Source organism: Sphingomonas chlorellae (assembly GCF_056485145.1).
This window is the reverse complement of record NZ_JBQXXM010000005.1, coordinates 124,903-149,469: the sequence shown is the minus strand read 5'-3', so window position 1 is coordinate 149,469 and position 24,567 is coordinate 124,903. Positions and strand designations below refer to the sequence as shown.

General features: G+C 70.9%; 32 protein-coding genes. 12 read left to right on the top strand and 20 right to left on the bottom strand.

All coding sequences use genetic code 11. From position 1 onward, the window contains the following. Positions 1-378: 378 nt before the first annotated feature. Positions 379-930 carry a CHAP domain-containing protein gene (locus tag ACT3CF_RS14120; RefSeq protein WP_478423785.1) on the top strand — a complete coding sequence of 184 codons (552 nt, stop codon included), beginning with the start codon at positions 379-381 and terminating at the stop codon, positions 928-930. 986 nt (positions 931-1,916) lie between these two features. Here the strand turns inward: ACT3CF_RS14120 and ACT3CF_RS14115 are convergent. Both ACT3CF_RS14115 and ACT3CF_RS14110 read right to left on the bottom strand, forming a co-directional pair. Next, the gene (locus ACT3CF_RS14115) at positions 1,917-3,137 is read right to left on the bottom strand and encodes an ABC transporter permease (protein WP_478423783.1); all 1,221 of its coding nucleotides are present in this window, start codon (positions 3,135-3,137) and stop codon (positions 1,917-1,919) included. Next, positions 3,134-4,072 (bottom strand): ABC transporter ATP-binding protein, encoded by a 939-nt coding sequence (locus ACT3CF_RS14110; RefSeq protein ID WP_478424130.1) that lies wholly within the window; start codon positions 4,070-4,072, stop codon positions 3,134-3,136. The genes ACT3CF_RS14115 and ACT3CF_RS14110 overlap by 4 nt, the downstream gene beginning before the upstream one ends. A 35-nt stretch (positions 4,073-4,107) precedes the next feature. On the opposite strand from ACT3CF_RS14110, the gene queG reads away from it, so the two are divergent. The 3 genes from queG to ACT3CF_RS14095 all read left to right on the top strand — a co-directional run bounded on the left by queG (position 4,108) and on the right by ACT3CF_RS14095 (position 6,274). Beyond that, positions 4,108-5,244 carry a tRNA epoxyqueuosine(34) reductase QueG gene (gene queG, locus ACT3CF_RS14105; protein ID WP_478423781.1) on the top strand — a complete coding sequence of 379 codons (1,137 nt, stop codon included), beginning with the start codon at positions 4,108-4,110 and terminating at the stop codon, positions 5,242-5,244. A gap of 206 nt (positions 5,245-5,450) precedes the next feature. After that, entirely contained in the window at positions 5,451-5,789 is a 339-nt protein-coding gene (locus ACT3CF_RS14100; RefSeq protein ID WP_478423779.1) for a hypothetical protein, read from the top strand. A gap of 134 nt (positions 5,790-5,923) precedes the next feature. Continuing rightward, a complete protein-coding gene (locus ACT3CF_RS14095; RefSeq protein WP_478423777.1) occupies positions 5,924-6,274 on the top strand; it encodes a DUF3147 family protein in 351 nt (116 codons plus the stop codon). A gap of 4 nt (positions 6,275-6,278) precedes the next feature. Here the strand turns inward: ACT3CF_RS14095 and ACT3CF_RS14090 are convergent, their stop codons facing one another. Next, positions 6,279-6,689, bottom strand: coding sequence for a hypothetical protein (locus tag ACT3CF_RS14090; protein WP_478423775.1), 411 nt, complete (start codon positions 6,687-6,689; stop codon positions 6,279-6,281). A gap of 101 nt (positions 6,690-6,790) precedes the next feature. Between ACT3CF_RS14090 and ACT3CF_RS14085 the strand changes: the two genes are divergently transcribed. Together ACT3CF_RS14085 and ACT3CF_RS14080 are read left to right on the top strand one after the other, a co-directional pair. Further along, entirely contained in the window at positions 6,791-7,789 is a 999-nt protein-coding gene (locus tag ACT3CF_RS14085) for an adenosine kinase (protein WP_478423773.1), read from the top strand. A 210-nt stretch (positions 7,790-7,999) separates the two neighbouring features. Continuing rightward, on the top strand, positions 8,000-8,944 hold the full coding sequence (locus ACT3CF_RS14080; RefSeq protein ID WP_478423771.1) for a polysaccharide deacetylase family protein: 945 nt from the start codon (positions 8,000-8,002) through the stop codon (positions 8,942-8,944). 88 nt (positions 8,945-9,032) lie between these two features. On the opposite strand, the gene ACT3CF_RS14075 is transcribed toward ACT3CF_RS14080, so the two are convergent. The 9 genes from ACT3CF_RS14075 to hisB form a co-directional block, all read right to left on the bottom strand. Further along, positions 9,033-10,652 (bottom strand): amino acid permease, encoded by a 1,620-nt coding sequence (locus ACT3CF_RS14075; RefSeq protein ID WP_478423769.1) that lies wholly within the window; start codon positions 10,650-10,652, stop codon positions 9,033-9,035. A 146-nt stretch (positions 10,653-10,798) separates the two neighbouring features. Next, positions 10,799-11,176: a histidine triad nucleotide-binding protein gene (locus ACT3CF_RS14070; protein ID WP_478423768.1), complete on the bottom strand. Its 378-nt coding sequence runs from the start codon at positions 11,174-11,176 to the stop codon at positions 10,799-10,801. A 60-nt stretch (positions 11,177-11,236) separates the two neighbouring features. Further along, positions 11,237-11,563, bottom strand: coding sequence for a phosphoribosyl-ATP diphosphatase (locus tag ACT3CF_RS14065; RefSeq protein ID WP_478423766.1), 327 nt, complete (start codon positions 11,561-11,563; stop codon positions 11,237-11,239). A gap of 51 nt (positions 11,564-11,614) precedes the next feature. Then, positions 11,615-11,827 carry a hypothetical protein gene (locus tag ACT3CF_RS14060; RefSeq protein WP_478423764.1) on the bottom strand — a complete coding sequence of 71 codons (213 nt, stop codon included), beginning with the start codon at positions 11,825-11,827 and terminating at the stop codon, positions 11,615-11,617. A 37-nt stretch (positions 11,828-11,864) separates the two neighbouring features. After that, a complete protein-coding gene (hisF, locus tag ACT3CF_RS14055) occupies positions 11,865-12,641 on the bottom strand; it encodes an imidazole glycerol phosphate synthase subunit HisF (RefSeq protein ID WP_478423762.1) in 777 nt (258 codons plus the stop codon). Then, entirely contained in the window at positions 12,638-13,366 is a 729-nt protein-coding gene (hisA, locus tag ACT3CF_RS14050) for a 1-(5-phosphoribosyl)-5-[(5-phosphoribosylamino)methylideneamino]imidazole-4-carboxamide isomerase (RefSeq protein ID WP_478423760.1), read from the bottom strand. The genes hisF and hisA overlap by 4 nt, the downstream gene beginning before the upstream one ends. Positions 13,367-13,444: 78 nt before the next feature. After that, the gene (gene hisH / locus ACT3CF_RS14045; RefSeq protein WP_478423758.1) at positions 13,445-14,053 is read right to left on the bottom strand and encodes an imidazole glycerol phosphate synthase subunit HisH; all 609 of its coding nucleotides are present in this window, start codon (positions 14,051-14,053) and stop codon (positions 13,445-13,447) included. Continuing rightward, positions 14,050-14,334, bottom strand: coding sequence for a YciI family protein (locus ACT3CF_RS14040; protein WP_478423756.1), 285 nt, complete (start codon positions 14,332-14,334; stop codon positions 14,050-14,052). The genes hisH and ACT3CF_RS14040 overlap by 4 nt, the downstream gene beginning before the upstream one ends. After that, the gene (gene hisB / locus ACT3CF_RS14035) at positions 14,331-14,921 is read right to left on the bottom strand and encodes an imidazoleglycerol-phosphate dehydratase HisB (RefSeq protein WP_478423754.1); all 591 of its coding nucleotides are present in this window, start codon (positions 14,919-14,921) and stop codon (positions 14,331-14,333) included. Before hisB ends, ACT3CF_RS14040 begins: the two co-directional genes overlap by 4 nt. Before the next feature lie 74 nt (positions 14,922-14,995). Between hisB and ACT3CF_RS14030 the strand changes: the two genes are divergently transcribed. The 5 genes from ACT3CF_RS14030 (at position 14,996) to ACT3CF_RS14010 (ending at position 18,730) form a co-directional block, all read left to right on the top strand. Continuing rightward, entirely contained in the window at positions 14,996-15,478 is a 483-nt protein-coding gene (locus tag ACT3CF_RS14030) for an SspB family protein (protein WP_478423752.1), read from the top strand. A gap of 156 nt (positions 15,479-15,634) precedes the next feature. Continuing rightward, on the top strand, positions 15,635-17,029 hold the full coding sequence (gene fumC / locus ACT3CF_RS14025) for a class II fumarate hydratase (RefSeq protein ID WP_478423750.1): 1,395 nt from the start codon (positions 15,635-15,637) through the stop codon (positions 17,027-17,029). A 75-nt stretch (positions 17,030-17,104) separates the two neighbouring features. Next, a complete protein-coding gene (locus tag ACT3CF_RS14020; protein WP_478423748.1) occupies positions 17,105-17,305 on the top strand; it encodes a hypothetical protein in 201 nt (66 codons plus the stop codon). A gap of 98 nt (positions 17,306-17,403) precedes the next feature. Beyond that, complete coding sequence (gene gmk, locus ACT3CF_RS14015; protein WP_478423747.1) at positions 17,404-18,057, top strand: guanylate kinase; 654 nt, start codon at positions 17,404-17,406, stop codon at positions 18,055-18,057. A gap of 91 nt (positions 18,058-18,148) precedes the next feature. Then, positions 18,149-18,730 carry a hypothetical protein gene (locus tag ACT3CF_RS14010; RefSeq protein WP_478423745.1) on the top strand — a complete coding sequence of 194 codons (582 nt, stop codon included), beginning with the start codon at positions 18,149-18,151 and terminating at the stop codon, positions 18,728-18,730. Here ACT3CF_RS14010 and ACT3CF_RS14005 read toward each other — a convergent pair. From ACT3CF_RS14005 to ACT3CF_RS13980, 6 genes are all read right to left on the bottom strand, one after another. Further along, positions 18,712-19,392, bottom strand: coding sequence for an ATP12 family chaperone protein (locus ACT3CF_RS14005; protein ID WP_478424128.1), 681 nt, complete (start codon positions 19,390-19,392; stop codon positions 18,712-18,714). The two genes, ACT3CF_RS14010 and ACT3CF_RS14005, sit on opposite strands and share 19 nt — an antisense overlap. Before the next feature lie 2 nt (positions 19,393-19,394). Further along, positions 19,395-19,610, bottom strand: a complete 216-nt coding sequence (locus ACT3CF_RS14000) for a hypothetical protein (RefSeq protein WP_478423743.1) — start codon at positions 19,608-19,610, stop codon at positions 19,395-19,397. After that, complete coding sequence (locus ACT3CF_RS13995) at positions 19,607-20,281, bottom strand: HAD-IA family hydrolase (protein WP_478423742.1); 675 nt, start codon at positions 20,279-20,281, stop codon at positions 19,607-19,609. The genes ACT3CF_RS14000 and ACT3CF_RS13995 overlap by 4 nt, the downstream gene beginning before the upstream one ends. A gap of 13 nt (positions 20,282-20,294) precedes the next feature. Continuing rightward, entirely contained in the window at positions 20,295-21,389 is a 1,095-nt protein-coding gene (locus ACT3CF_RS13990) for an RluA family pseudouridine synthase (protein ID WP_478423741.1), read from the bottom strand. Next, positions 21,386-21,763, bottom strand: coding sequence for a fluoride efflux transporter CrcB (crcB, locus tag ACT3CF_RS13985; protein WP_478423740.1), 378 nt, complete (start codon positions 21,761-21,763; stop codon positions 21,386-21,388). Before crcB ends, ACT3CF_RS13990 begins: the two co-directional genes overlap by 4 nt. A gap of 69 nt (positions 21,764-21,832) precedes the next feature. Continuing rightward, positions 21,833-22,561 (bottom strand): hypothetical protein, encoded by a 729-nt coding sequence (locus tag ACT3CF_RS13980; protein WP_478423739.1) that lies wholly within the window; start codon positions 22,559-22,561, stop codon positions 21,833-21,835. 181 nt (positions 22,562-22,742) lie between these two features. Between ACT3CF_RS13980 and ACT3CF_RS13975 the strand changes: the two genes are divergently transcribed. Beyond that, positions 22,743-22,964, top strand: coding sequence for a hypothetical protein (locus ACT3CF_RS13975; protein WP_478423737.1), 222 nt, complete (start codon positions 22,743-22,745; stop codon positions 22,962-22,964). Positions 22,965-23,024: 60 nt separating this feature from the next. Here ACT3CF_RS13975 and ACT3CF_RS13970 read toward each other — a convergent pair whose 3' ends face one another. Both ACT3CF_RS13970 and ACT3CF_RS13965 read right to left on the bottom strand, forming a co-directional pair. Next, entirely contained in the window at positions 23,025-23,585 is a 561-nt protein-coding gene (locus ACT3CF_RS13970; RefSeq protein WP_478423735.1) for a glycine zipper 2TM domain-containing protein, read from the bottom strand. A gap of 114 nt (positions 23,586-23,699) precedes the next feature. Continuing rightward, a complete protein-coding gene (locus tag ACT3CF_RS13965) occupies positions 23,700-24,524 on the bottom strand; it encodes a class I mannose-6-phosphate isomerase (RefSeq protein WP_478423733.1) in 825 nt (274 codons plus the stop codon). Positions 24,525-24,567 lie beyond the last annotated feature (43 nt).

Genomic DNA, 24,567 nt, shown 5'->3' with positions numbered 1-24,567 from the left:
CGACCCGCATGCGCGCCTCCGGTTTCTCCCATTATAGGACCGTGATTCGTGCTGCGACGCAACAAAAATTGCGCGCTAGCCCCACCAGCAAGAAAACTTATGTCGTGATCTGATGTCGATAGGTAACGATCCTGTGAGAAAAGCCTAGCGCCGCCGGGGGCGCGGGCGCTGCTCGTGGAAGATGCTTTAGGTAGGAAAACGGTGATCCGCGGGCGTAGCTCCGTACCGTTGCGGAGGGCCGGGCGGCGCCGCAAAGCGCGTTCCATCGGTCCATCGGCTCACCGCAACGGTTCGTCGGATCGACGAGCCGCAGGGCTTTTTCCGCTCCGATCGCCCCGCTACGAAGATGGCAACACCGCTTCCTTGACCGGGGGGTCTATGAATTTCCGTGCTTTTGCAGCGCGTTTTGCGCTGATGGCGGCTTGCGCCCTGATCACCACCGTGCCCGCCGAGGCCAAGGGTGGCTATCTGCAGTGCGCGCCCTATGCACGGGAAGTTTCGGGTATCGATCTGTACGGCAACGCCTGGACCTGGTGGAGCCAGGCCGAGGGCCGCTATGCCCGCGGTTCGGCGCCGCGCGTCGGTGCGGTGATGTCGTTCCAGCGCACCGGCAAGATGCCGTTCGGCCATGTCGCGATGGTTTCGAAGGTCATCAGCGAGCGCGAAGTGCTGCTGACGCATGCCAACTGGTCGCATCGCGGCGGGATCGAGCGCGACGTGCGCGCGATCGACGTTTCGCCGGCGGGCGACTGGAGCGAAGTGCGCGTCTGGTTCGCGCCGACGGGCGATCTGGGCACGTCGGTCTATCCGGTCAACGGCTTCATTTATTCGGACAATTCGCCGCGCATCGAGATGGCGAAGAAGAGCGACAAGGTGCTGGTCGCCTCGCTCGAACTCGACCTGAGCGACCTCAAGACCGCCGCCAACTGATCGGTGGTCCCGCGAGCGGCGGCCGCGCCGTCGCCCCGCCTCAACGACAGGACAAGACATGCCGATCGCACGCTGCGGTCGGCATTTTCGCGCATTCGGGGTAGCGAAACGCGTCGTTACACACGCAAATCCTGCCGTTGCGAGGACGCCGATGACGCACCGCCTCGCGCCACCGATTCCCGGATGAAGTTCATGGATGCGCGCCGTCGCACGCGTTGATCCGATAAATCCTGAACGCCGCCCCGGGGCCACTGCGCCTGCCGGTCGCCGCTGGCCTCGCCCCGGCCGCCGTGCGCTGCGCCGGTCGCGCCGTCGATCGCCGAGGGGCGGTCCTCGGCTGCGGCGGGGCGGCAGGCGAAGGTGGCCCGGCTGGGGCGGGCCGCGGGGAGGTGGGGAAGCCGGGGCGGCCGTGGCGGCGATCCGCTGCGGTGGTGGGGGCGCGATGCGGGGGTGGTGCGGCGTGGTCCGGCGGCGGCGCGGCTGTGGGTGGCGATTGCGATGGGGACCGGGTCGCGAATCGTCGCGGTGCGCAGCCCGCGATGTGGGCGGCGTGCTGGGCGCCGATCGGGGCGGTGATGCGGGTCGCGGCGCTGCCGTTTCGCGAGGTGCGAGGCGCGTGGCGCAGGTCGCCGGCCGGGGCTCGCCTTTCGCCGTGGGCCGCGCCGGGCGTGCTGCCGATCGCTGAGGGTGGTCGTCGGCTGCGGCGGGGCGGCGATCCGCTGCGGTGGTGGGTGCGCGGTGCGGGGGTTGTGCGGCGTGGTCCGGCGGCGGCGTGGCTGCGGGCGCGAATCGTTGCCGTGCGCGGCCGGTGATGTGGGCGGCGCGCTGGGCGCCGATCGGGGCGGTGATGCGGGTCGTCCCGCTGCCGTTCCGCGAGGGGCGGCGCGCTTGGTGCAGGTGGCCGGCGGGGGGTGCCCTTTGCTGCCGGTCGCGCGGCGTGTCGGTCCGTCGCCGCCCGCGCCGTGCGGCGGCGCGGGCGGGCGTGTTCAGGCGGCGGCGTTGCGGCGGGTGCGGCGGGGGCTGCCCGATTTGAGCACGCCGCGGCGGAACAGCGCGGCGCCGAGCGCGACCGTCGCCGCGACCCACAATGCCTGCCAGCCGAGCGCGACGAGGTGCGGCCACAATTCGGGCCGCGCGACCGCGCGCGCCGCCATCGCGAAGGGCGAGCTGAACGGGAAGATCTCCGCCGCGCGCGCGATCCACGACTCGGGCTGGCTCGCCGCCGCGGTCGCGAAGCCGAGCATCCCCATCTGGAAGAAGGTGATCGGCAGCGACAGCATCTGGATCTCGCGCGGGGTCGACGCCTGCGCCCCGATGCCGAGGAACACCGCGCCGAGCAGCAGATAGGCCATGGTGAAATAGGCGAAGAAGATGAAGGGGAAGGCAGCCCCGGTCGCGGGCGACGCCTCGGCCATCAGCGCGGCGACGGGGCCGGGGAGCAGCGCGCCGCCCTGACCGATCACCGTGCCCCAGAAGCCGATGAACACGAGCGCGACGCCGAACATCCCGACGAGCTTGCCGAGGAACACCGCCTCGAGCGGGACCGCGGCGGCGAGCACCTCGATCACCTTGTTCGAGCGTTCCTCGGCCATCGTGCCCACCGCCTGGCTGGTGAGCATCAGGCTGAGCACGAACAGCGCGACGACCGCGAGATAAGAGGCCGCCCCCTCGGCGACGCGGCTGGCGCCGCTGCGGCGCACCGGCTCGACCACCGGCACCGACATCGCCTTGCCGCCGTTCGACCGCAGCCGCAGCGCATCCTCGGCGAGCTGGCCGAGATAGGTCGCATGGCGCGCGCTGGGCGCGACATAATAGAGGTGCGGGCGTTCGAGCGGCCCGGCGAGCGCGGCGGTGGCCGCACCGCCCTTGGCCGCGAGCAGCGCGCGCGCCTGCGCCAGCGGATCGGCGCCGGGCGCCTCGATCCGGAGCGCGGGCGGCCCCTCGTCGCTGCGATAGAGGCGGCGGAGCGCGGTGTCGGCCGCCTGGAGCGACGCGGCATCGGCGCCGCCGGCGATCGCGACGATGTGCGTGCGGTCGCCCGCCGACGCCGCGACCTGGCGCGCGCCGAGCCCGCCCACCGCGCCGAACGCGACCATCATCAGCGGCGCGGCGAGAAAGACGAGGAAGGTGGGCGTGAACACCGTCGCGACGAAATCGCGCCGCGCGACGGTGAGCGTCTGGCGCAGCATCCGGGTCAAATCGCTCATGCCGCCGTCTCCGTCGTGTCGTCCTGGATCGCCGCCGCGCCGACGATGCGGACAAAGGCGTCGTGAAGCCCCGGCCGTTCGATCGACAGCCCCGAAATGCCGTGCCCCGCCTCGATCAGCCGGACGAGCACCGATTCGATTCCCGCATCGGGCATCGCGAAGCGCCAGCCCGCGCCGTCGCGCCGCGCATCGGGCGGGAGCAGCGCCGCCGCGCCGTCGGCGTCGGCGCGCGGGACATAATGCGCCTGGAGCGGCAGCGTCGCGCGCGCCGCCTCGACCGTGCCCTCGAACCGGACGGTGCCGCCCGCGATGATCGACAGCCGGTCGCACAGCCGTTCGGCATGCGCCATGACGTGCGTCGAGAACAGGATCGTCGCGCCGCGGTCGCGCTGGGCGCGGATCAGCCGTTCGAGCCGTTCCTGGTTGACCGGATCGAGCCCCGAAAAGGGTTCGTCGAGCACGAGCAGATCGGGTTCGTGGACCACCGCGCCGAGCAACTGGACGAACTGCGCCATGCCCTTCGACAGCTTGCGGATCTTTTCGTCGGTGGCGTGGGCGAGCCCCGCCTCGGCGAGCAGCGCGACTGCGCGCTTGCGCCCGACCGCCCAGGGCAGCCCGCGCAACGCCCCCATGAACGCGATCGCCTCGCGCGCCTTCATCCCCGGATAGAGGCCGCGTTCCTCGGGCAGATAGCCGATCCGGTCGCTCGCGCGGCGCGGCGCCGATTCGCCGAGCACGCGGCGTTCGCCGTCATCGGGCTCGATGATGCCGAGCAGCATCCGCAGCGTCGTCGTCTTGCCCGCGCCGTTGGGGCCGAGCACACCATAGATCGACCCGCGCGGCACCGCGATGTCGACGCCGTCGACCGCGTTGCGCGCGCCGAACCGCTTGACCAGTGCCGTGGCCGATACCGCCAGATCGTCGCGCAATTTCAGGCCCCTCGCATTTCGGGTTATGCTAGCGGGCGGTGATGTACGAAGGCAAGTCACTTGAAGCGGCGATCCGCGCCAAGGCGGCCGAACTGGGGTTCGCCGCGTGCGGCTTCGCGCGCGCCGACGCGGCGCCGCGCACCGCCGAGCGGCTGCGCGCCTGGCTCGACGACGGCGCGCACGGGTCGATGCTGTGGATGGAAAGCCGCGCGCACCACCGCGAAAGCCCGCGCGGGCTGTGGCCCGCGGTCGAGACCGTGATCGCGCTGGGGATGAGCTATGCCCCCGCCGCCGACCCGCTCGCGCTCGCGGCGGTGCCCGAGGCGGGGCGGATCTCGGTCTATGCGCAGGGCGCCGACTATCACGACGTCGTCAAGCGCGCGCTGAAGGCGCTGGCGCGCTTCATCGTCGAGACGGCGGCGAAGGCGGGGATCGCCGATGCCGATGTGAAGGTGTTCGTCGACACCGCGCCGGTGATGGAAAAGCCGCTCGCCGAGGCGGCGGGGCTGGGCTGGCAGGGCAAGCACACCAATCTGGTCAGCCGCAGCCACGGCAGCTGGCTGTTCCTGGGCGCGATCTATACCACGCTGACGCTCGCCCCCGATGCGGGCGGGCGCGACCGGTGCGGGCGGTGCGACGCGTGCCAGCGCGCGTGCCCGACCGACGCGTTCCCCGCGCCCTATCGGCTCGATGCGCGGCGCTGCATCTCGTACCTGACGATCGAACATGCCGGGCCGATCCCGCACGCGCTGCGCGCCGGGATCGGCAACCGCATCTATGGCTGCGACGACTGCCTGGCGGTGTGCCCGTGGAACAAGTTCGCCGCGGCGGCGCAGGCCAACCGCGCGTTCCTGCCGCGCGCCGAACTGACCGTGCCGATGCTCGCCGACCTGCTCGACCTCGACGATGCGGGGTTCCGCGCGGTGTTTTCGGGGTCGCCGATCAAGCGGATCGGGCGCGACCGGATGGTGCGCAACTGCCTGATCGCGGCGGGCAACAGCGGGGCGCCCGCGCTGCTGCCGCGCGTGCGGCGGCTGCTCGACGATCCCGCGCCGGTGGTGCGCGGGGCCGCCGTCTGGGCGCTCGCGCAACTGGCGCCGGATGCGTGGGCGGCGATGCGCGACGCGCGGCTGGCGGGCGAGACGGACGACGGCGTGCGTTGCGAGTGGCTGGGGTAGGGCGTTCGGCGGGGGGCGTCGTGGCGCGGGGGTTTCCGCGCCTGGCGGCGCGGCCCCTCCACCACCGGCCTGGCGGCCGGTGGTCCCCCTCCCCGGCGGGGCCGGGGAGGATTTTGGGGGGCGGCTGTTCGGCGGCGGGGTGGGGGCGGATTCGATGGGTAACGGGTTGTTCATTCCGTGGCCCCAAGGACGGTAACGAGAGGGGATTGTCGATGCGTTGGGCCGGATGGTTGGTAGTGGCGACGGCGCTGGCGGGATGCGGCGACCTGTCCTCGCTCGAATATGACAGCAGCGACCCCGCGCAGTGCCTCGCGATCTTTCGCGCGACGAGCATGGAGGCGATGGGGCTGGGCAACCAGCCGCTCGCGCGCGAGATGGCCGCGCGGCAGAAGACGATCATCGACAAGCAGGGCGGGCGCGCCTGGCTCGACAAGGTGGCGCCGCAGACGCGCGCGCTGGCCGAGCGGCTGCAGCGCGAGCGCAACACGATGGCGCTCGAAAAGCTGTTGCGCGGATGCCTGGAGCGGCACGCCCCCGCGGCTTGACGCGCCGTCGGCGCCGGGCGCGGTGCGGGCGGGCGCCATTCCGGCCCGACCCGTCCACGGGCGACGACCCCGAAAATGCGACCGCCCAAAAAGGAGCGTGTTCACCCGGGGGTAAAACGCCCTAGCATGGCGCGATGCTGTATCTTGCCATCAAGTCCGCGCTGTCGGGCGTGCTCATCGCCGCCGCGTCGACGATCGCGCGGCGCTATCCCGGTGTCGGCGCGCTGATCGCGTCGCTGCCGCTGGTCTCGGTCGTCGGGATGATGTGGCTGTGGGGCGAGAAACCCGATGCGGACAATATGGCCGCGCATGCCGAGGCGACCTTCTGGTACGTGCTGCCGTCGCTGCCGATGTTCCTGCTGATCCCGATGCTGTTGCGCCGCGGCGCCGGTTTCTGGACGGCGCTGGGCGCGGGGTGCGCGTTGACGATCGCGCTGTACCTCGCGCTGCGCTGGATCGGGCCGCGGCTGGGCCTGCCGCTCTGAACCTTCAGCGGCCGCGGCGCGCGCCGAGCGCCGCGACGCAGCTTGCCGGGTCGATCGGGCTGCCGTCGCGCTCGCGCGCGTCGATATGCGTCACCGCCGCCTCGCCCCGGCCGCGCGCGGGCGGATAGAGATAGGCGTCGAGCACGCAGATCGGCCCCGCGAACTGAAGCTTGCGCGCCGGCCCCTCGGTCACGTCGAGCTGGGGGCGGCCGAGCTGGGCGATCAGCCGCGGCGCCGTCTGGCCGATGAGCGCCGCGGCGCCGGGGCCGAGCGGCTGGACGGGGACGGCCGGGCGCGTGCCGGGGACGGGGACATGCCCCGCGGGGCGCGCGGCGGGCACGATCTCGCCGCTGCATCCCGTGAGCGCCAGCGCGGCGGCGGCGATCGGCCAGAACTTCATCGCGGTTTCTCCCATGCTGCGATCCCTTGTCGCCGCCGCCTTGCCGGCAGGGCCCTTGGTTGCATCCGCCCATGCCGCCCTATAGGGCGATTGCGCAACCCAATTGGAGCCCAGCATTGACCAGCCCTGCCTTTGACGTTGTCGCGATCGGCAACGCGATCGTCGATATTCTTGCCCAGGCCGAAGACAGCTTCATCGACGAGATCGGCGTTCCCAAGGGATCGATGCAGCTGATGTTTTCGCCCGAGGAGGCCGACGCGCTCTATGCCAAGATGGGGCCGGGGCGCGAGGTTTCGGGCGGTTCGGCCGCCAACACCGTCGCGGGCGTCGCCGCGCTGGGCGGGCGTTCGGCCTTTATCGGCCAGGTCGCCGACGACCAGATCGGCAGCGTGTTCGCGCACGACATCCGCGCGGCGGGCGTGCATTTCGATACGCCCGCGCGCAACGGGGCGCCTTCGTCGGGGCGCTGCCTGATCTTCGTCACGCCCGACGGCCAGCGGACGATGAACACCTTTCTGGGCGCGTCGCAGTTCCTGCCCGAGGCCGCGCTCGACCGCGCGCTGATCGAGCAGGGCGCGATCCTGTACCTCGAAGGCTATCTGTGGGATCCCGAGGAACCGCGCCGGGCGATGCGCGCCGCGATCGACATCGCGCGCGCGGCGGGGCGCAAGGTGGCGTTCACGCTGTCCGACGTGTTCTGCATCTCGCGCCATGGCGACGATTTCCGCAAGCTGATCGCCGACGGGCAGATCGACATCCTGTTCGCCAACGAGAACGAGCTGCTCGCGCTGTGCCAGCACGAGGATTTCGAGACCGCGGTGGCGCACATGGCGGGGCAGGTGCCGCTGCTGGTCGTGACGCGTTCGGAAAAGGGCGCGATCGCGGTGGCGGGCGGCGAGCGCGTCGCGGTGCCGGCCGAGCCGATCGAGAAAGTGGTCGACACGACGGGCGCGGGCGACATGTTCGCGGCGGGCTTCCTGCACGGCCAGGCGCAGGGGCGCAGCCTGGTCGATTCGCTGCGGCTGGGCGCGATCTGTGCCGCCGAGATCATCTCGCACTATGGCGCGCGCGCCGAAGTCGACCTGGCAGCGCTGGCCGAGCAGAAGCTGGGCTGACGCCGCCGCCGCCCCCGGACGGGGCGGGCACGTACCGAAAGCGGGGCCGGGGGGCAGGCGCCTTCCGGCCCCCTTTCATGTGCGGCGCGGTTCGTCGCGGCGAAGCGGCGCTCGACCCTGCCCGGCCGCGACGCGCGTTGCGCAAGGCCCGACATCGCCGCACGCCGGGATCGTTGCGCGCACGGCGCAGCGGCGAGAGGGGGAAGGCGGATGTCGTTGCGGGTCGATCGCCGGTCGCTCCTGGCCGGGCTTGCCGCGCTGGGGCTGGTCGCCGGCGCGCCGGCGGCAGGCCGCGCGCGGGGCGGGCGCAGGCCGGGCATCGCGGTCACGATCGACGATTTCGACCTGTCCGACACCGCCCTGATGGGCGGCGCGCAACGCGACACGGCGATCCGTGCCGCGTTGCGGCGCCACGGGATCAAGGCCGCCGGCTTCGTCGCGGGCAAATATGTCGATGCCGAGCGGAGCCCGCGCGTCCTGTCGGCATGGTCGGCCGACGGCCATATCCTGGGCAATCACAGCTTTTCGCACCGTAATTTCAGCGGCGCCGACCCCGACGCGCTGATGGCCGACATCCTGCGGTGCGAGCCGCTGCTGTCGCGCTATCCCGGTTTCACGAGGCTGTTCCGTTTCCCCTTTCTGGCCGAGGGGCGAACCGCGGCGGGACGCGACCGGATGCGCGCGTTGCTGACGCAACATGGCTATGCCAACGCGCATGTGACGATCGACACGTCCGACTGGTATATCGACAACCGGCTGAAGACGCGGCTCGCGGCCGCGCCGGCGACGCCGCTGGGGCCTTACCGGCGCCTGTACCTCGACCATATCTGGGAGCGCGCGACCTTTTATGACGGGCTGGCGCAATCGCTGTTCGGCCATTCGATCGACCACACGATCCTGCTCCACCACCGGCTGACGACGGGGCTGTTCCTCGACGACATGCTGGCGATGTTCCGCGCGCGCGGCTGGCGGCTGATCGACGCGAAAACGGCCTTTGCCGCGCCGCTGTTCGCGCGCGCGCCCGACGTGCTGCCCGCAGGGCAGAGCCTGGTCTGGTCGCTGGCGAAAGCGGACGGCCGGTTCGACGCGCGGTTGCGCTATCCGGGCGAGGACGGCGCCTATGAAGCGCCGAAGATGGACGCCGCCGGGCTGTGACCCGCCCGGCGCCCGGGGGAGGCGCCGGGGCAAACAAAAAGGCCGGGGTTTCCCCCGGCCTTTTCGGTTGCGGTACGCGTCGCCGGCGTCAGGCGTCGCGATAGCCCGGCGTGTGCGCGTCGCCGATCGGCGCGACCGGCTGCGGCGGCGCGTCGGCATCCGCCTCGTGGATCTCGACGATGCCGCGGCCGACATGGCTGTGGTTACGGCTGTAGAGATAATAGACGATCAGCCCGATGAACGCCCAGCCGAAGAAGAGCGACAGCGTGTAGAGCGACAGGCTGAGGAACAGATAGACGCAGCCCAGCACCGCGATCGGCGCGACGATCATCACCGCCGGGGTACGGAACGGGCGATGCCGCTTCGGATCGGTGCGGCGCAGCACCATCACCGCCACCGCGACCATCGCGAAGGCGAACAGCGTGCCCGAGTTCGAGATGTCGGCAAGCGCGCCCACCGGGAACAGCGCCGCGAACAGCGCGACGAACACGCCGGTGATGACCGTCACGACGTGCGGCGTGCCATATTTGGGGTGAACGCGGCTGAGCACTTCGGGAAGCAGCCCGTCGCGGCTCATCACGAAGAAGATGCGCGTCTGGCCGAACATCATCATCAGGATGACCGAAGGCAGCGCGATGCCCGCGGCGAGGCCGACGAGGTTGCCGATCTGGCGCCAGCCGATTTCGCGCAGCGTCCAGGCGAGCGCTTCCTTCGAGCAGACGACGGCCTGGCTGCCGATATTGGCGCAGGCGGCGGCGAGTTCGGTGCTGCCCGGCGAAATGCCCTTGCCCGCCGCATCGACGAGCGGCTGGGCGCCCACCGTGCCGATCACGCCGGCGGCGACGAGCATGTAGAAGAGCGTGCAGATCGCGAGGCTGCCGATCAGGCCGATCGGCATGTTGCGTTGCGGGTTCTTGGTCTCTTCCGCCGCGGTCGAGACCGCGTCGAAGCCGACATAGGCGAAGAAGATCGACGCCGCAGCGGCCGAGATGCCCCCGAAGCCGAGCGGCGCGAACGGGTGGAAATGTTCGGACTTCATCACCGGCAGCGCGAGCACGACGAACAGCGACAGCGCCGCGATCTTGACGACGACGAGCACCGCGTTGACCGCCGCGCTCTCCTTGGTGCCGACGATCAGCAGCCAGGTGATGAGCAGCGCGATCAGCATCGCGGGCAGGTTGACATAGCCGCCATGTTCGAGCGCGGTGCGGATCGCGTCGGTCTGGGCGGCGCCGAACGCCACCTGGATATGCGCGATCAGCGCGTCGGCGTTGACGAGCGCGCCGGGCAGATGGACCCCCAGATATTCGCGCAGCAGCCCGACGAAATAGCCCGACCAGCCGACCGAGACCGCGCCGGCCGCGACCGCATATTCGAGCACGAGCGCCCAGCCGACCAGCCAGGCGACCAGTTCGCCCATCACGGCGTAGCTGTAGGTGTAGGCGGAACCCGAAACCGGCACCATCGAGGCCATTTCGGAATAGCAGAGCGCGGCGACCGCGCACACGAAACCGGCGATGACGAAGCTGAGCATCATGCCGGGGCCGGCCTTTTGCGCGGCTTCCGCGGTCAGAACGAAGATGCCGGTGCCGATGATCGCCCCGACGCCCAGCATGGTCAGCTGGAAAGCGCCGAGCGAGCGATGGAGCGATTTCTTTTCGGCGGTGGCGAGGATGGCATCGAGTGGCTTGATGCGCCCGAATATCATTTAGGTGATCCCCTTTGCGACGCGTGACGCGCCGCCCCTTTTGCGAAGGCGCAAGCCTAAACGCAAAATGACCACGTGCAATCCCTTACTGTACGGTCTTTCGTGCCGTCCGGAGCCGCTTTGTAAGGATATTGCGCGAGCGGGCTTCAGCGCGCCAGCATCGGTCCCAGCGGGCGTCCCGCAAAGAGATGGACGTGAAGATGCGGCACCTCCTGCCCGGCATCGCCGCCGATATTGGCGAGCAGCCGATAGCCGTCGGCGACGAGTCCCGCATCGCGCGCGACCTTGCCGACCGCACGGACGAAGCCCGCGATTTCGGCATCGGAAGCGCGTGCCGAGAAATCGTCCCAGCTGACATAGGCGCCCCGCGGGATCACGAGGATATGGTGCGGCGCCTGCGGATTGATGTCGTGAAAGGCGAGCGCGTGATCGTCCTCATAGACGGTGCGCGCCGGAATCTCGCCGCGCAGGATGCGCGCGAAGATGTTGTCGGGATCATAGGGCAGCGTGGCGTCGATCGGCATTGGGTGCTCCGTAGTTCAGATCCGCCCGGGAACGGGAAGGAAGGAAAGGCGCCGACAGGCTCACGCCCCCCGCGCGGCCTTTTCGGCAATGCCCGAAAGCCCCTCGCGCCGCGCGAGCTCGGCGCGGACATCGTCGAGGCCGAGCCCCATGTCGGCGAGCAGCACGAGCAGGTGGAAGAGGAGGTCGGCCGATTCCTTGACCATCTCGGCGCGGTCGTCCTGGATCGCGGCGATCACGGCCTCGGTCGCTTCCTCGCCGACCTTCTGCGCCATCTTGGCGCGGCCGCGCGCGGACAGGCGGGCGACATAGGATGTTTCGGGATCGGCGCCGCGGCGCGTGCGGATCGTGGTTTCGAGCGTGGCGAGGATATCGGCAGAGTCGGGCATGGCCACTCGGCTGAGCGAGCGCGCGCGCCGTGTCAATCCTCGGCCGCGCGTTCAGTCGCGGCGCGTGCGGCGGAAGCGGGCGCGCAGCGCGCGGCGGACGAACCACAGCGCGAAGGCGGCGAACACGAACAGCGCGATGTCGGACAGTTCGGGCATGCGCCGCTGGCTGACCGCGCCGCTGTGCGCGAGCGACTGGGCGACGGCGGGCGCGGCGGCGAACGGCGCGAGGATCAGGGCGCGGATCAGGACACGGAGCAGGGCCATGGTGCCGCCGTCCTAACCCCGATCCGCGCAGAAAGCGTTAAGCCGGGCGCTGCGGGTCGCGGACCGGAATCCCCGCCGCGGCGAGCGCGGCATGTGCGTCGGCGATCGAGGCATGGCCGAAATGGAAGATCGAGGCGGCAAGCACCGCCGAGGCATGGCCGTCGCGGATGCCCGCGACGAGATCGTCGAGCCCGCCGACGCCGCCCGAGGCGACCACCGGCACCGTCACCTGGTCGGCGATGGTGCGGATCAGCTCCAGGTCATAGCCGTCGCGCGTGCCGTCGCGGTCCATCGAGGTGACGAGCAGCTCGCCCGCGCCGAGTTCGGCAAGGCGCAGCGCATGTTCGACCGCGTCGATGCCGGTCGCGCGGCGGCCGCCATGCGTGAACACTTCCCAGCGGCCGTCGCCGGTGCGCCGCGCGTCGACCGAGGCGACGACGCACTGGCTGCCCATGCGGTCGGCGATCTCGGCGACCACTTCCGGGCGCGACACCGCCGCGCTGTTCACCGCGACCTTGTCCGCGCCGGCCAGCAGCAGCGCGCGGGCATCGTCGACGGTGCGCACCCCGCCGCCGACGGTGAGCGGCATGAAGCACACCTCGGCGGTGCGGCGCACCACGTCGAGCAGCGTGCCGCGCGCCTCGTGGCTGGCGGTGATGTCGAGGAAGCAGAGTTCGTCGGCGCCGGCGGCGTCATAGGCGCGCGCCTGTTCGACCGGATCGCCCGCGTCGACGAGGTTGACGAAGTTGACGCCCTTGACGACGCGGCCGTTGGCGACGTCGAGGCAGGGGATGACGCGCGCGCGGACGGTCATCGCGCCGCCTCGATCGCCCGGGCGAGGTCGAGCCGCCCGTCATAGAGCGCGCGGCCCGAGATGACGCCTTCGATGCCGTCGTCGACATGGCGCCGCAGCGCGTGGATGTCGTCGATGTCGGTGACGCCGCCGCTGGCGATCACCGGGATCGACACGGCGCGGGCGAGCGCCACGGTCGCGTCGACATTGCACCCCTTGAGCAGCCCGTCGCGGCCGACATCGGTGAAGAGGAGTGCGGCGACGCCCGCATCCTCGAACCGGCGGGCGAGATCGACGACGCTGACGTCGGACACATCGGCCCAGCCATGCGTCGCGACCATGCCGTCGCGCGCATCGACCGCGACGACGATCCGGCCGGGATGCGCACGCGCGGCGTCGCGGACGAGATCGGGATTTTCGAGCGCGGCGGTGCCGATCACGACGCGGGTGACGCCCAGATCGAGCCAGCGCGCGATCGAGTCGCGGTTGCGGATGCCGCCGCCGAGCTGAACCTTGCCCGGAAAGCGCGACAGGATGCCCGCGACGGCGGTGCCGTTGACCGATTCGCCGGCAAAGGCGCCGTCGAGATCGACGACGTGCAGCCATTCGGCGCCGGCCTGGCCGAAGCGTTCGGCCTGGGCGGCGGGATCGTCGCCATAGACGGTGGCGCGCGCCATATCGCCCTCGGCGAGGCGGACGACCTGGCCGGCCTTGAGGTCGATGGCGGGGAAGATGATGAGCGACATGGGATCAGATCCGGTTCGCCGTTCCCGCGACGGGGAAGGGGCGGGCAGGGGCAGGACGGAAAAGGGCGCGCGGGCCGGTCAGGGCCGCCATTGCAGGAACTTTTCCAGCAGCGCGATGCCGTAGCGCTGGCTCTTTTCCGGGTGGAACTGGACGCCGACGATGTTGTCGCGGCCGATCGCGGCGGTGACGGGACCGCCATGCTGCGTCGTCGCGAGCACCGCGTCGCCCGCGCCGGTGAAGGCGAAGCTGTGGAGGAAATAGGCCTGGCCGGGCACGATCAGCGGATGATCGGCGACGGGCACGACGTCGTTCCAGCCCATGTGCGGCACGCGCGCGTCGTGCGACGGGGCGAGCGCGGCGACGGTGCCCGGAATCCAGCCGAGCCCGCGATGCTCGCCCAGTTCCTCGCCGCGTTCGGCGAGCAACTGCATCCCGACGCACACGCCGAGAAAGGGCGCGCCCTGTTCGCGCACGCGGCGTTCGAGCGCGTCGACCATGCCGGGGATCGCGGCGAGCCCGGCCATGCACGCGCCGAACGCGCCGACGCCGGGCAGCACGATCCGGTCCGCCGCCGCGACCACCGCCGGATCGGCGGTGACGGCGATGTCGGGGGCGCCCGCCGCCCGCAGCGCGTTGTGGACCGAATGGAGGTTGCCCGCGCCGTAATCGATCAGCGCGACGTTCATTGTGCGAGCGCCTCGAGCCCCGGCGCGACGAGCGAGGGCGTCACCTCGATGAAGCGGTAGTCGGCGGCGCCGGCCAGCGCGAACGGATCGTTCGCCGCCCAGTCGCGGATCTCGTCGAGCGTGCCGCGCGCGATGAACATGCCGCCGGTGCGCGGCGATTGCGGGCCGGCGACGAGCAGGCGGCCCGCCGCGATCGCCTCGCGCAGCCAGTCGAGATGCGCGGCGCGCAGACCGTCGATCACGTCGAGGCCGACCTTGTATTCGAGCAGGACGACGATCATCCGAGCGTTCCCTTGGTCGAGGGGATCGAATCGGCCTTGCGCGGGTCGATCTCGATCGCGGTGCGCAGCGCGCGGGCGAGGCCCTTGAACGCGCTTTCGGCGATATGGTGGTTGTTGTGGCCGTAGAGCGTCTCGACATGGAGCGTCAGCCCCGCGGTCTGCGCGAAGCTGTGGAACCAGTGTTCGAACATCTCGGTATCGAGCTCGCCGAGCCGCGGCTGCGAGAAGGCGCAGCGGAAGACGAGATAGGGGCGGCCCGAAATGTCGAGCGCGACGCGCGTCAGCGTCTCGTCCATCGGCGACAGCGCGTCGCCGTAGCGGCGGATGCCCTTCTTGTCGCCCAGCGCGCGCGCGACCGCCTCGCCGATCGCGAGCGCGGTATCCTCGGTCGTGTGATGCTGGTCGATATGGAGGTCGCCGACGGTGCGCACCTGGAGGTCGATCAGCGAATGGCGCGAAAGCTGTTCGAGCATGTGGTCGAGAAAGCCGATCCCGGTCGAGATCGAATATTCCCCGGTGCCGTCGAGGTTCACGGTCACGTCGACCGACGTTTCGTGGGTGGTGCGCGAGAGGGTGGCTGTCCGCATCATCCTTCGCACATAGCGTGTCGTCCGCATCATGCAATCTTGACCCTTCGTCCCGAACCGTTACCGAAGGGGGCATGACTGGCAACGTGCCCGACAGCCTGATTCCCTATGACGAGATCGTGCAGGAAGCCCTGCGCGCCGTGGTAGGACGTGTGCTGGGATCGGTGGCGGAAACGGGCGTGCTGCCCGGGACGCACCATTTCTACATCACCTTCAAGACGCATGCGCCGGGCGTGGACATCCCCGACCGGCTGCGCGAGCGCTTCCCGGACGAGATGACGATCGTCCTCCAGCACCGTTTCTGGGACCTGAAGGTCGAGGGTCAGCGCTTTTCGGTGGGGCTGAGCTTCAACCAGGTGCCCGCGCTGCTGACGATCCCGTTCGCGGCGATCACCGGTTTCCACGACCCCGCGGTCAATTTCGAGCTGCGCTTCCAGGTGAGCGACATGCCCGACGGCCCCGAGCCGCACGACGAGGCCGAGAATGACGGCCCCGCGGTGAAGCCCGTCGAGGACGGATCGAACGTCGTTTCGGTCGACTTCAAGCGCAAGAAATAAGCCTTTTCGTGCCCGATGCGCCGCGCCGTGCCGGGGGCATGGCGACGGCGCGGGGTTGCGGGGACGTCGCCGCGCGCTAAATCGCGGGGACAGGCCGCCCGGCCGGGCGGCGTTCAGCCACGGCCATCGCTGGCCCAGCACGGAAGGCATGCCCACGTGACCCACGCCACCCGCACCGAAACCGATTCGATCGGCGCGATCGAGGTTCCTGCCGACGCCTATTGGGGCGCGCAGACGCAGCGTTCGATCGAGAACTTCCCCTTCGGCGCGATGGAGCGGATGCCGATCGGCATCGTCCATGCGCTCGCGATCGTGAAGCAGGCGGCGGCACGGGTGAACCGGCAGCACGGGCTGGCGCCCGAAAAGGCCGACGCGATCGAGGCGGCGGCGGCCGAGGTGATCGCGGGCAAGCTGGACGACCAGTTCCCGCTGGTGATCTGGCAGACCGGGTCGGGCACCCAGTCGAACATGAACGTCAACGAGGTGATCGCCGGCCGCGCCAACGAGATGCTGACCGGCAAGCGCGGCGGCAAGCAGCCGGTGCACCCCAATGACGACGTCAATCGCGGCCAGAGTTCGAACGATTCGTTCCCGACCGCGCTCCACATCGCCGCGGCGCGCGCCGTCCACGACCAGCTCTATCCGGCGCTCGACCGGCTCGAGACCGCGCTGGGCGACAAGGCGCGGGCCTGGGACGCGATCGTCAAGATCGGGCGCACGCACCTGCAGGACGCGACGCCGCTGACGCTGGGGCAGGAGTTTTCGGGCTATGCCGCGCAGCTCGTCGCGGGGCGCCACCGGCTGCGCGGCGCAGTCGACGGCAACATCCTGAAGCTGGCGCAGGGCGGCACCGCCGTCGGCACCGGGCTCAACGCGCCCAAGGGCTTCGACGTCGCGATGGCGGCCGAGATCGCGGCGATCACGGGGCTGAATTTCGTCACCGCGCCGAACAAGTTCGAGGCGCTGGCGGCGAAGGACGCGCTGGTGTTCCTGTCGGGCGCGCTCAACACGCTGGCGGTATCGCTGACCAAGATCGGCAACGACGTCCGGCTGCTCGCCTCCGGCCCGCGATCGGGGCTGGGCGAGATCGAACTGCCCGCCAACGAGCCCGGCAGCTCGATCATGCCGGGCAAGGTCAACCCGACGCAGAGCGAGATGCTGACGATGGTCGCGGGCCAGGTGATCGGCAATCACATGGCGGTGACCGTCGGCGGGATGCAGGGGCATCTGGAGCTCAACGTGTTCAAGCCGCTGATCGGCGCCAACGTGCTGCGTTCGATCCACCTGCTGTCGGTGGCGATGACGAGCTTTGCCGAACGCGCGGTCGAGGGCGCCCGCGCGAACGAGGGGCGGATCGCCGAGCTGGTCGAGCGGTCGCTGATGCTGGTGACGGCGCTGGCGCCCGAGATCGGGTACGACAACGCCGCCAAGATCGCCAAGACCGCGCACCAGCAGGGGCTGACGCTGCGCGAGGCGGGGCTGAAGCTGGGGCTGATCGACGCCGCGACGTTCGACCGGCTGGTGCGGCCCGAGACGATGGTGGGGCGCTGACGCCACGGAAGCCACGGAACCCTGCGTGCGCCCGCCGGTTGAACGGCCAAAGGCTTTTGCGAAAAGGAGCAGGCGATGATCGGCAAGGCGATCGCAGGGTGGCTGGGCGCGAAGATCGACGCCCGTGACGGCGAAGGCGGCGCGCTGGGCGCGCTTGCCGGAGTCGCGGTGTGGGAAGTGGGCAAGCGCGTGGTGCCCGCCGCGCTGGTGCTGGGCGCCGCCGCCTATGGCGCGCACGTCATCCAGCGCAAGCTGGGCCAGCCCGGCCGCGCCTGACGCGGAACAGCGCAAAAGGGGGGCGGTTGCCCCGGATCGATCCGCCGGGCCGCATCTAGCTGCTTGACGGACGGGGGGTGCGCGCGCCAGTAGCGCCCATGCCTCACGACCTCGAGAACGATCCCCATAAATTCCGCCGGCGCGGCGTGCTGTTCGTCCTGTCCTCGCCATCGGGCGCGGGCAAATCGACGATCGCGCGCAAGCTGCTGGCGGCCGATCCGTTCCTCGAGATGTCGGTTTCCTATACCACCCGTCCGATCCGCCCGGGCGAGCAGGACGGCGTCGACTATCATTTCGTCGACCTCGAAAAGTTTCGCGACATGGTGTCGAACCACGAGTTCCTCGAATGGGCGCACGTGTTCGACAATCGTTACGGCACCCCGCGCGGGCCGGTCGAGAAGATGCTCGACGAGGGGCGCGACGTGCTGTTCGACATCGACTGGCAGGGCGCGCAGCAGCTTTTCCAGCTCGCCGGGGGCGATGTCGTCCGCATCTTCATCCTGCCGCCGTCGTTCAAGGAACTGCACGAGCGGCTGAAGCGCCGCGGCACCGACAGCGAGGCGGTGATCGACGCCCGCATGTCGCGCGCGGCGAACGAGGTGAGCCACTGGGACGGCTATGACTATGTGCTCGTCAACGACGATGTCGAGCGCTGCTTCCAGTCGGTCCACACGATCCTGAAGGCCGAGCGGCTGCGCCGTTCGCGCCAGACCGGCCTGATCGGTTTCATCCGCAGCCTCGTCAAATCCTGAACCTTTTCCGCCGCGCGCGCGGTTGATCGACGCCCTTGATCGGCGCCCCCATGCGTTCGATGATGACGACGGGCGCGAACAGGAGGCGGACATGGCCGTGATACGGCGACTGGTGCTGGGCAGCGTGGCTGCCGGCTTTGCGATGTGGCTGGTGGGCTTTGTCTTCTGGGGGCCGCTGCTGGGGTGGATCCCCTATTCGGTGACGCCCGACGCCAATGCCGAGGCGATCCAGGCGGTGCTGCGCGCGCAACTGGGGCCGACAGGGACGGGCGTTTACGTCGTGCCGTCGCCCGCGACGACGGCGGGGACGATCCTGCACGCGGGCGGGCCGGTCGCGACGATCTTCTTCACCAATGCGGGGTTGCCCGCGGTCGATACCGCGGCGCTGCTGATCGGGCTGGGACTTTCGATCGGCTGCGCACTGCTGCTCGCGATCGCGCTGTGGCGGGTGCCGCTCGACTGGGGCGGGCGGGCGCGGCTGGTCGCGATCGTCGCGCTGGCGATCGTGGGCTATGGCGCGATCGGCCAGCCGATCTACAACCACGCGCCGTGGCGCTATTTCCTGTTCGCGCTGGCGGCGGACTGGACGAGTTGGACCGTCGCCGGGCTGGTGCTGTCGCGCTGGTTCCTGCCCGCGCCCGCGGCGCCGGGGGTTCAGAGCAGCGCGAGGTAGCGGGCGCCCGCGTCGAAATCGGCGCGGCGCACCGCGCGCGCGGCGGCGGCGAGATCGTCGGCGCCCCATTGTTCGGCCTGCCAGTCCTCGTCGACCATCGCCGCCTGCCATACGGCATCGGCGGTGGCGGCGCCTTCGAGCAGCGCGAGCGCGGCGACGAGCGAGCCCGACACGGTGACGAGCGGCGACAGTCCGGCGAGCCGGAACGGATCGAGCGCGGTGACGGCATCGGCAAGGCGACGTGCGGTCGCGAGCGGCTGGGGCTGGTGGATCACGCCGATGCGCAGGTCGAAATGCACGTCGTAGCGATCACGCGCCCAGTCGAGCAGCGGATCCCACAGCGCCGCCTGGCGCGCGACGAGCCCCGCGGGCGAATCGGCGCGGTAATAGAGCAGGTCGGTCTCGCCATAGCCCGCCAGCCCCTCGGCAAAGCGCCGCGGGTCGGCGCCGATCCGGTCGATCGCGGCGTTGGTGAGCCCGGTCATCGGCATCGCGCGCGGATCGACGCTTTCGCCGACGCTGCGCCATTCGTCGGCGATCGCTTCGGCCAGCCGCGAGGTGGGCGCGGCGAGCAGCGCGCGGCCGGGCGTGCGGACCGGCTTGCCGTCGAGCGCGACGCCGTTTTCGGGCGTGACGCTCACCTCTTTCCAGAATCGTCTCACGCTCACTCCGGTGTCTTCCACCGCCGGGCCAGCGCGCGCGGCACCACGGCCATCACATAGAGTGCCGACAGGACCAGCGCGCCGCCCAGCAGCGTCTGCGCGGTCGTGTGGGAGCGGCCGGCCACGAGCAGACCCAGGACCGCGCCGAGCGCGCCCGCAAGGTTGACGCCCGTGAGGACATAATAGCGCCGGGCGGCAAGTCGTTCCGTCTCGGTCATCGAACCCCCTCGATCAACTGTGCCAGGCCGGGCGGAATCTGGCGGGCATGGCCGACGACCTGCGCGGCGCCCGCCGCCATCAGCTCCTCGGGCGGATGATAGCCCCAGGCGACGCCGAGCGCATGCGCGCCCGCCGCGGCGGCCATCTGCATGTCGAAGCTGGTGTCGCCGATCATCACCGTCGTTTCGGGCGCGGCGCCGGCTTCGGCCATCGCGGTTTCGAGCATCGAGGGATGCGGTTTGGACGGATGGCGGTCGGCGGTCTGGAGCGTCACGAAATGGTGGCGCAGCCCGTGATGATCGAGCACGCGCAGCAGCCCGCGATCGGACTTGCCCGTCGCGACGCCGAGCAGCCAGCCGTCGGCATCGAGCGCGGCGATCGCCTCGGCGATCCCTTCGTACAGCGGTTCGGCGTCGAGCGCGCCGTCGCTGCGCAGCGCGAAGAAGGTGCGTTTGTACGCATCGGCGAGCGCGGCATGGTCGGCAGGTGCTGCCTGGGGCAGCAGCGTGGCGATCGCGGGGACCAGGCTGAGCCCGACGATCCGGCGCACGGCGAGCGGATCGGGTTCGGGCAGCCCGGCATCGGCGAAGCACTGCGCCATCGCGCGGCAGATATTGGCCTGGCCGTCGGCGAGGGTGCCGTCGCAGTCGAAGATCGCGAGGCGGTTCATGCGCGCGCCCCCGTCAGCGGCGGCTGCGCGTGCGACGTTCGCCGCGGCGTTCCTTGCGGATCGTCTTGGCATGCGCCCGCGCGCGCGCCTTGAGCTGTTCGCGCGAGGGCGGGGGCGGGCCGTCGTCGAGCGGCAGCGCGTCGCCGAGCGCCGGGTCGAAGCCCAGCATCGTCAGCGACTCGGCGAAATGGTTGGGCAGCGCGGCGCGGACGTCGATCTTGCCGCCGTCGGGATGGTCGATGCGGATGCGGCGCGCATGGAGGTGCATCTTGCGGCTGATCCCGCCGGTGAGGAACGCGTCCTGCCCGCCATATTTGCCGTCGCCGACGATCGGGTGGCCGATCGCGGCCATATGGACGCGCAACTGGTGCGTGCGGCCGGTGAGCGGCTGAAGCTCGACCCAGGCGGCGCGGTTGCCCGCGCGTTCGATGACGCGGTAGCGCGAGCGGGCGGGCTGGCCGTTTTCCTCATCGACCTGCATCTTCTCGCCGCCGGTGCCCGGCTGCTTGGCGATCGGCAGCTCGATCATGCCGTCCTCGATATCGGGGACGCCGACGACGATCGCCCAATAGACCTTGCGCGCGCTGCGGCCCGAGAAATGCTTGGAGAAATAGGCCGCGGCGCGGGCGCTGCGCGCGACGAGCAGCGCGCCCGACGTGTCCTTGTCGAGCCGGTGGACGAGCTTGGGGCGCCCCTCCGCCTCGAACTGGAGCGCGTCGAGCAGGCCGTCGACATGCTCGGTGGTGCGCGTGCCGCCCTGAGTCGCGAGGCCGGGGGGCTTGTTGATGACGATCGCGGCGGGATCGCGGTGGATCACCAGGCTCTGCGCGAACTCGACCTGTTCGGGGGTGAGCGTGACGCGCGGCGTGCGGGGCCGCGCGGCGGCGGCGGGCGCGACCGGCTCGGCGGGGGGGATGCGCAGCACCTGTCCCTCGGTAATGCGGTCGCCCGGCGTCGCGCGCGCGCCGTCGACGCGAAGCTGGCCGGTACGCGCCCAGCGCGACACGGTGTTGAAGCTGACGTCGGGCATGTGCCGCTTGAACCAGCGGTCGAGCCGGATGCCGTCGTCGTCGGCGGCGACGGTGAATTGGCGCACCATATCGGTCATGCGAGCCCCCGTGCGATGCCGAGCCCCGCCGCGACCGCCGCGGCGGCGCCGATCACCGAAGCGAGGACGTAGCCGATTCCGAGCAGCCAGTCGCCCCGTTCGAGCATCGTGACGAGTTCGAGCGAGAAGGAAGAGAAGGTGGTGAAGCCGCCGAGCACGCCGACCGCAAGCAGCAGCCGCCACGGCTCCGACGCCTCGCCCAGCCGGACGAGCGAGCCCGCGACCAGCCCCATGGCGAGGCCGCCGATCAGGTTCACCGCCAGCGTTCCCCACGGGAAGGCCGGCCCGAACCAGGCGAGCGCGAGCTTGCCGGTGAGATAGCGCGCAGCGGAGCCGAGGGCGCCGCCGAGCATGACGAGAAAAAGGCTGGGCATCGTGCGCCGGTAGCGTGACCGGGCGCCGACATAAAGCCCCCATGCGCGACCCGGCGGCGCGCGGGCGGCTCAACTGCCGTTGTTGGCGACCAGATCGACGTCGGTGCCGCCGTCGCGGCGCGCGCGCAGGAACAGCACATAGGCGCCGCCGTCGCGCGCGCGGGTGCCGCCCAGGACATGCTCGCCGCCCTCGGCCTGATGCTCGGCATCGTAACCGGCGGCGAGGGCGCGCGTGTAATACCAGTCGAGCATCGTCTGGAGCGGCTCGGGCGCGGAGAAGCTGACGACGCGCAGGCGGCAGCCGCCCGCGGTGTTGCCCGCCGCCTCGACCACGCGCGCGCGCGGGTAGAGCGGCAGGTCGGCGGGCAGGCGCGCGGCCCAGTCGGCCGAATAGCGGAGCCCGGCGGCGCAGTCGCGCGTCCGGGGATCGGGCTGTTTCGCGGCGAGCCCGCCCAGCGTTACCGATCGGCGCGCCGCGGCGCAGCGCGGACAGCCGCCGCCGGGCGCCAAGGGCGGCGGCGCATGGCGCAGCCCCGCACTGTCGACCCGGCCGTTGTTGGTAGCCACCGCATCGTCGGGGACGCCGCCCGTCGCCGGCTGCGCGGGCGGGCGGATCGCCTGGCCGTTGGCCTGTCGCCCGAGCTGCGGATCGACCATGATCGCCTGCTGAAGCGCGGCGGTGATCGCGGGATCGGCGACATTGGGCACCTCTGCCTCGTTCTGCGGCGCGGGCGCGGATCCCGAGCAGCCCGCCAGTGCGAGCGCGAGGATCGGCAAAAGGGCGGATCGGGGGGCCAAGCGACGCTCCATGCAGACGGCCCGGGGCAGGGCGCGGCGACCATGGCGAAGGAAGGTTAAGGAAGGCTTGGACATGGGCGCGGCGGCAGCCCGGTGCGGCGCCGGCCGGGGCGGCGCGCGATGCGACGAAGCGAGCGTGTCTTATCTTGATAAGACAGCGCGGCGATCCCATGTTGCCGCCATGCTGAACCTGATCTCGTTGCTGTTCGGCCTGATGGCCTTTCCGGTGATGCTCGTGGCGCTGGTGCCGTTGCTGGGCTGGCTCAACTATGCCGTGCTGCCGCTCGCGATCGTCGGACTGGCGTTCGGGACGCTTTCGTCGGGCAATGCCGGGCGCAACCTCAACATGCTGGTGCTGGTGATCGGCTGTGCCCGGCTGTGGATGGGCGGTTTCATCTTCTAGGCGGCTTCGCGACCGCCGTGCCGCCGGGGGCGGGCGATCCCGCGCCCCGGCGATCCACCGTCAGCGGCAGCGGACCTGGCCGCGATCGACCGACGAGCCGAGCGCCGCGCCCGCCGCCGCGCCGAGCAGCGTGCCGAGCGTCGAGGATTCGCCGCTCGACAGCGCGTTGCCGAGCAGGCCGCCCGCGACACCGCCGACGATCAGGCCGGTGGTGCCGTCGGTCCGGCGGCAATAATAGCGGCCGTCGCGACCGCGATAGATGCGGTCGTACCGCGTCAGGCGGCGCTCGCGATAGTAGCGGCCGTCGCGATAATAATCGTCGGCCCAGTAACGACCTTCGCCCCGCGGCGGGCGGTTATAGTCATAGTTGCGCCAGCGTCGCCAATCGCGCCGCCAGTCGCCGTTGCGATCGCGGGTCCAGCGGTCGTCGCGGTCGCGTTGCCAGCGATTGTCGCGCCCCTGTTCCCAGCGATCGTGGCGGTCGCGGTCGCGGTCGCGCCAGTCCTGGAGCGGCGCCGCGGCGGCGAGCGTGGCGACGGCGGTGGGCGCCGGGCCGGCGGCGGCGGGCGCCGCGGCAGGCAGCGCCAGCGCCGCCAGCGTGGCGGCAAGGACAATGCGCATGATCGTACTCCCGATCGTTTCAGATGCGGGGCCAACGCGCCGTCGCGCGGCGCGGTTGCGTGAACCGCAAACTACCGCCCGTTCAGGATCGCGCCAGCCGATCGGGTTCGTGCGTCAGAGCCGCGCCGTGCCGGGATAGGCGAGCAGCAGGTCGCTGCCCATCGACGCTTCGAGCGCGCAGGCGCCGTCGAGCCGGAGGCATTCGCCCGCACCGAACGCGACGCCGTCGACCACGCCGTCGCCCGCGACGACGACCAGCCAGCCGGCGACGCCGGGGGGCAGCGTGAAGTCGTGGCGCCCGCCCTTGCGGCGTTCGAGCACGAACTTCGGCCCTTCGACCAGAAGCATCCGGTCGGGAGCGATCACCGCCGGCGCGCGCGCCGCGACATAAGGCGTGCGGTGGGCGACCGCGAGCGCATCGTCGAGATGCAGGTCGCGCGGACGGCCATAGTCATAGAGGCGATAGGTGGTGTCGCTGTTCTGCTGAACCTCGATCAGCGTGATTCCGGCGCCGATCGCGTGGATCGTGCCCGCAGGGGCATAGAGGAAATCGCCGGGCCGGACCGGCTTCCAGTCGAGCATCGCCTCGATCGTGCCGTCGAGCGCCGCGGCACGCAGCGCATCGGCGGCGACGGGTTCGCGCGGGCCGAGCGCGATCGTCGAATCGGGGGCGGCGTCGAGGATCAGCCAGCATTCGTCCTTGCCGTGTGCCAGCCCGTGCGCGCGGGCATGATCGTCGTCGGGATGGACCTGGACCGACAGCTTCTCGCCGGTAAACAGATATTTGACGAGGATGTCGGCAGGGGCGCCCGCCGGCGCCTGGAACCAGATTTCGCCGACGGGGGCGCCGTCGGCGGCGGGATCGGCGAAGCCCGGCCACAGCCGGTGCCGTCCCCAGGGCTTTTCGACGCGACGCGTGGCGAGCAGAAAAGCGGGCATTGAGCGAATCTCCCTGCGGTTCGAACATGGCTCCGCGTCCCAA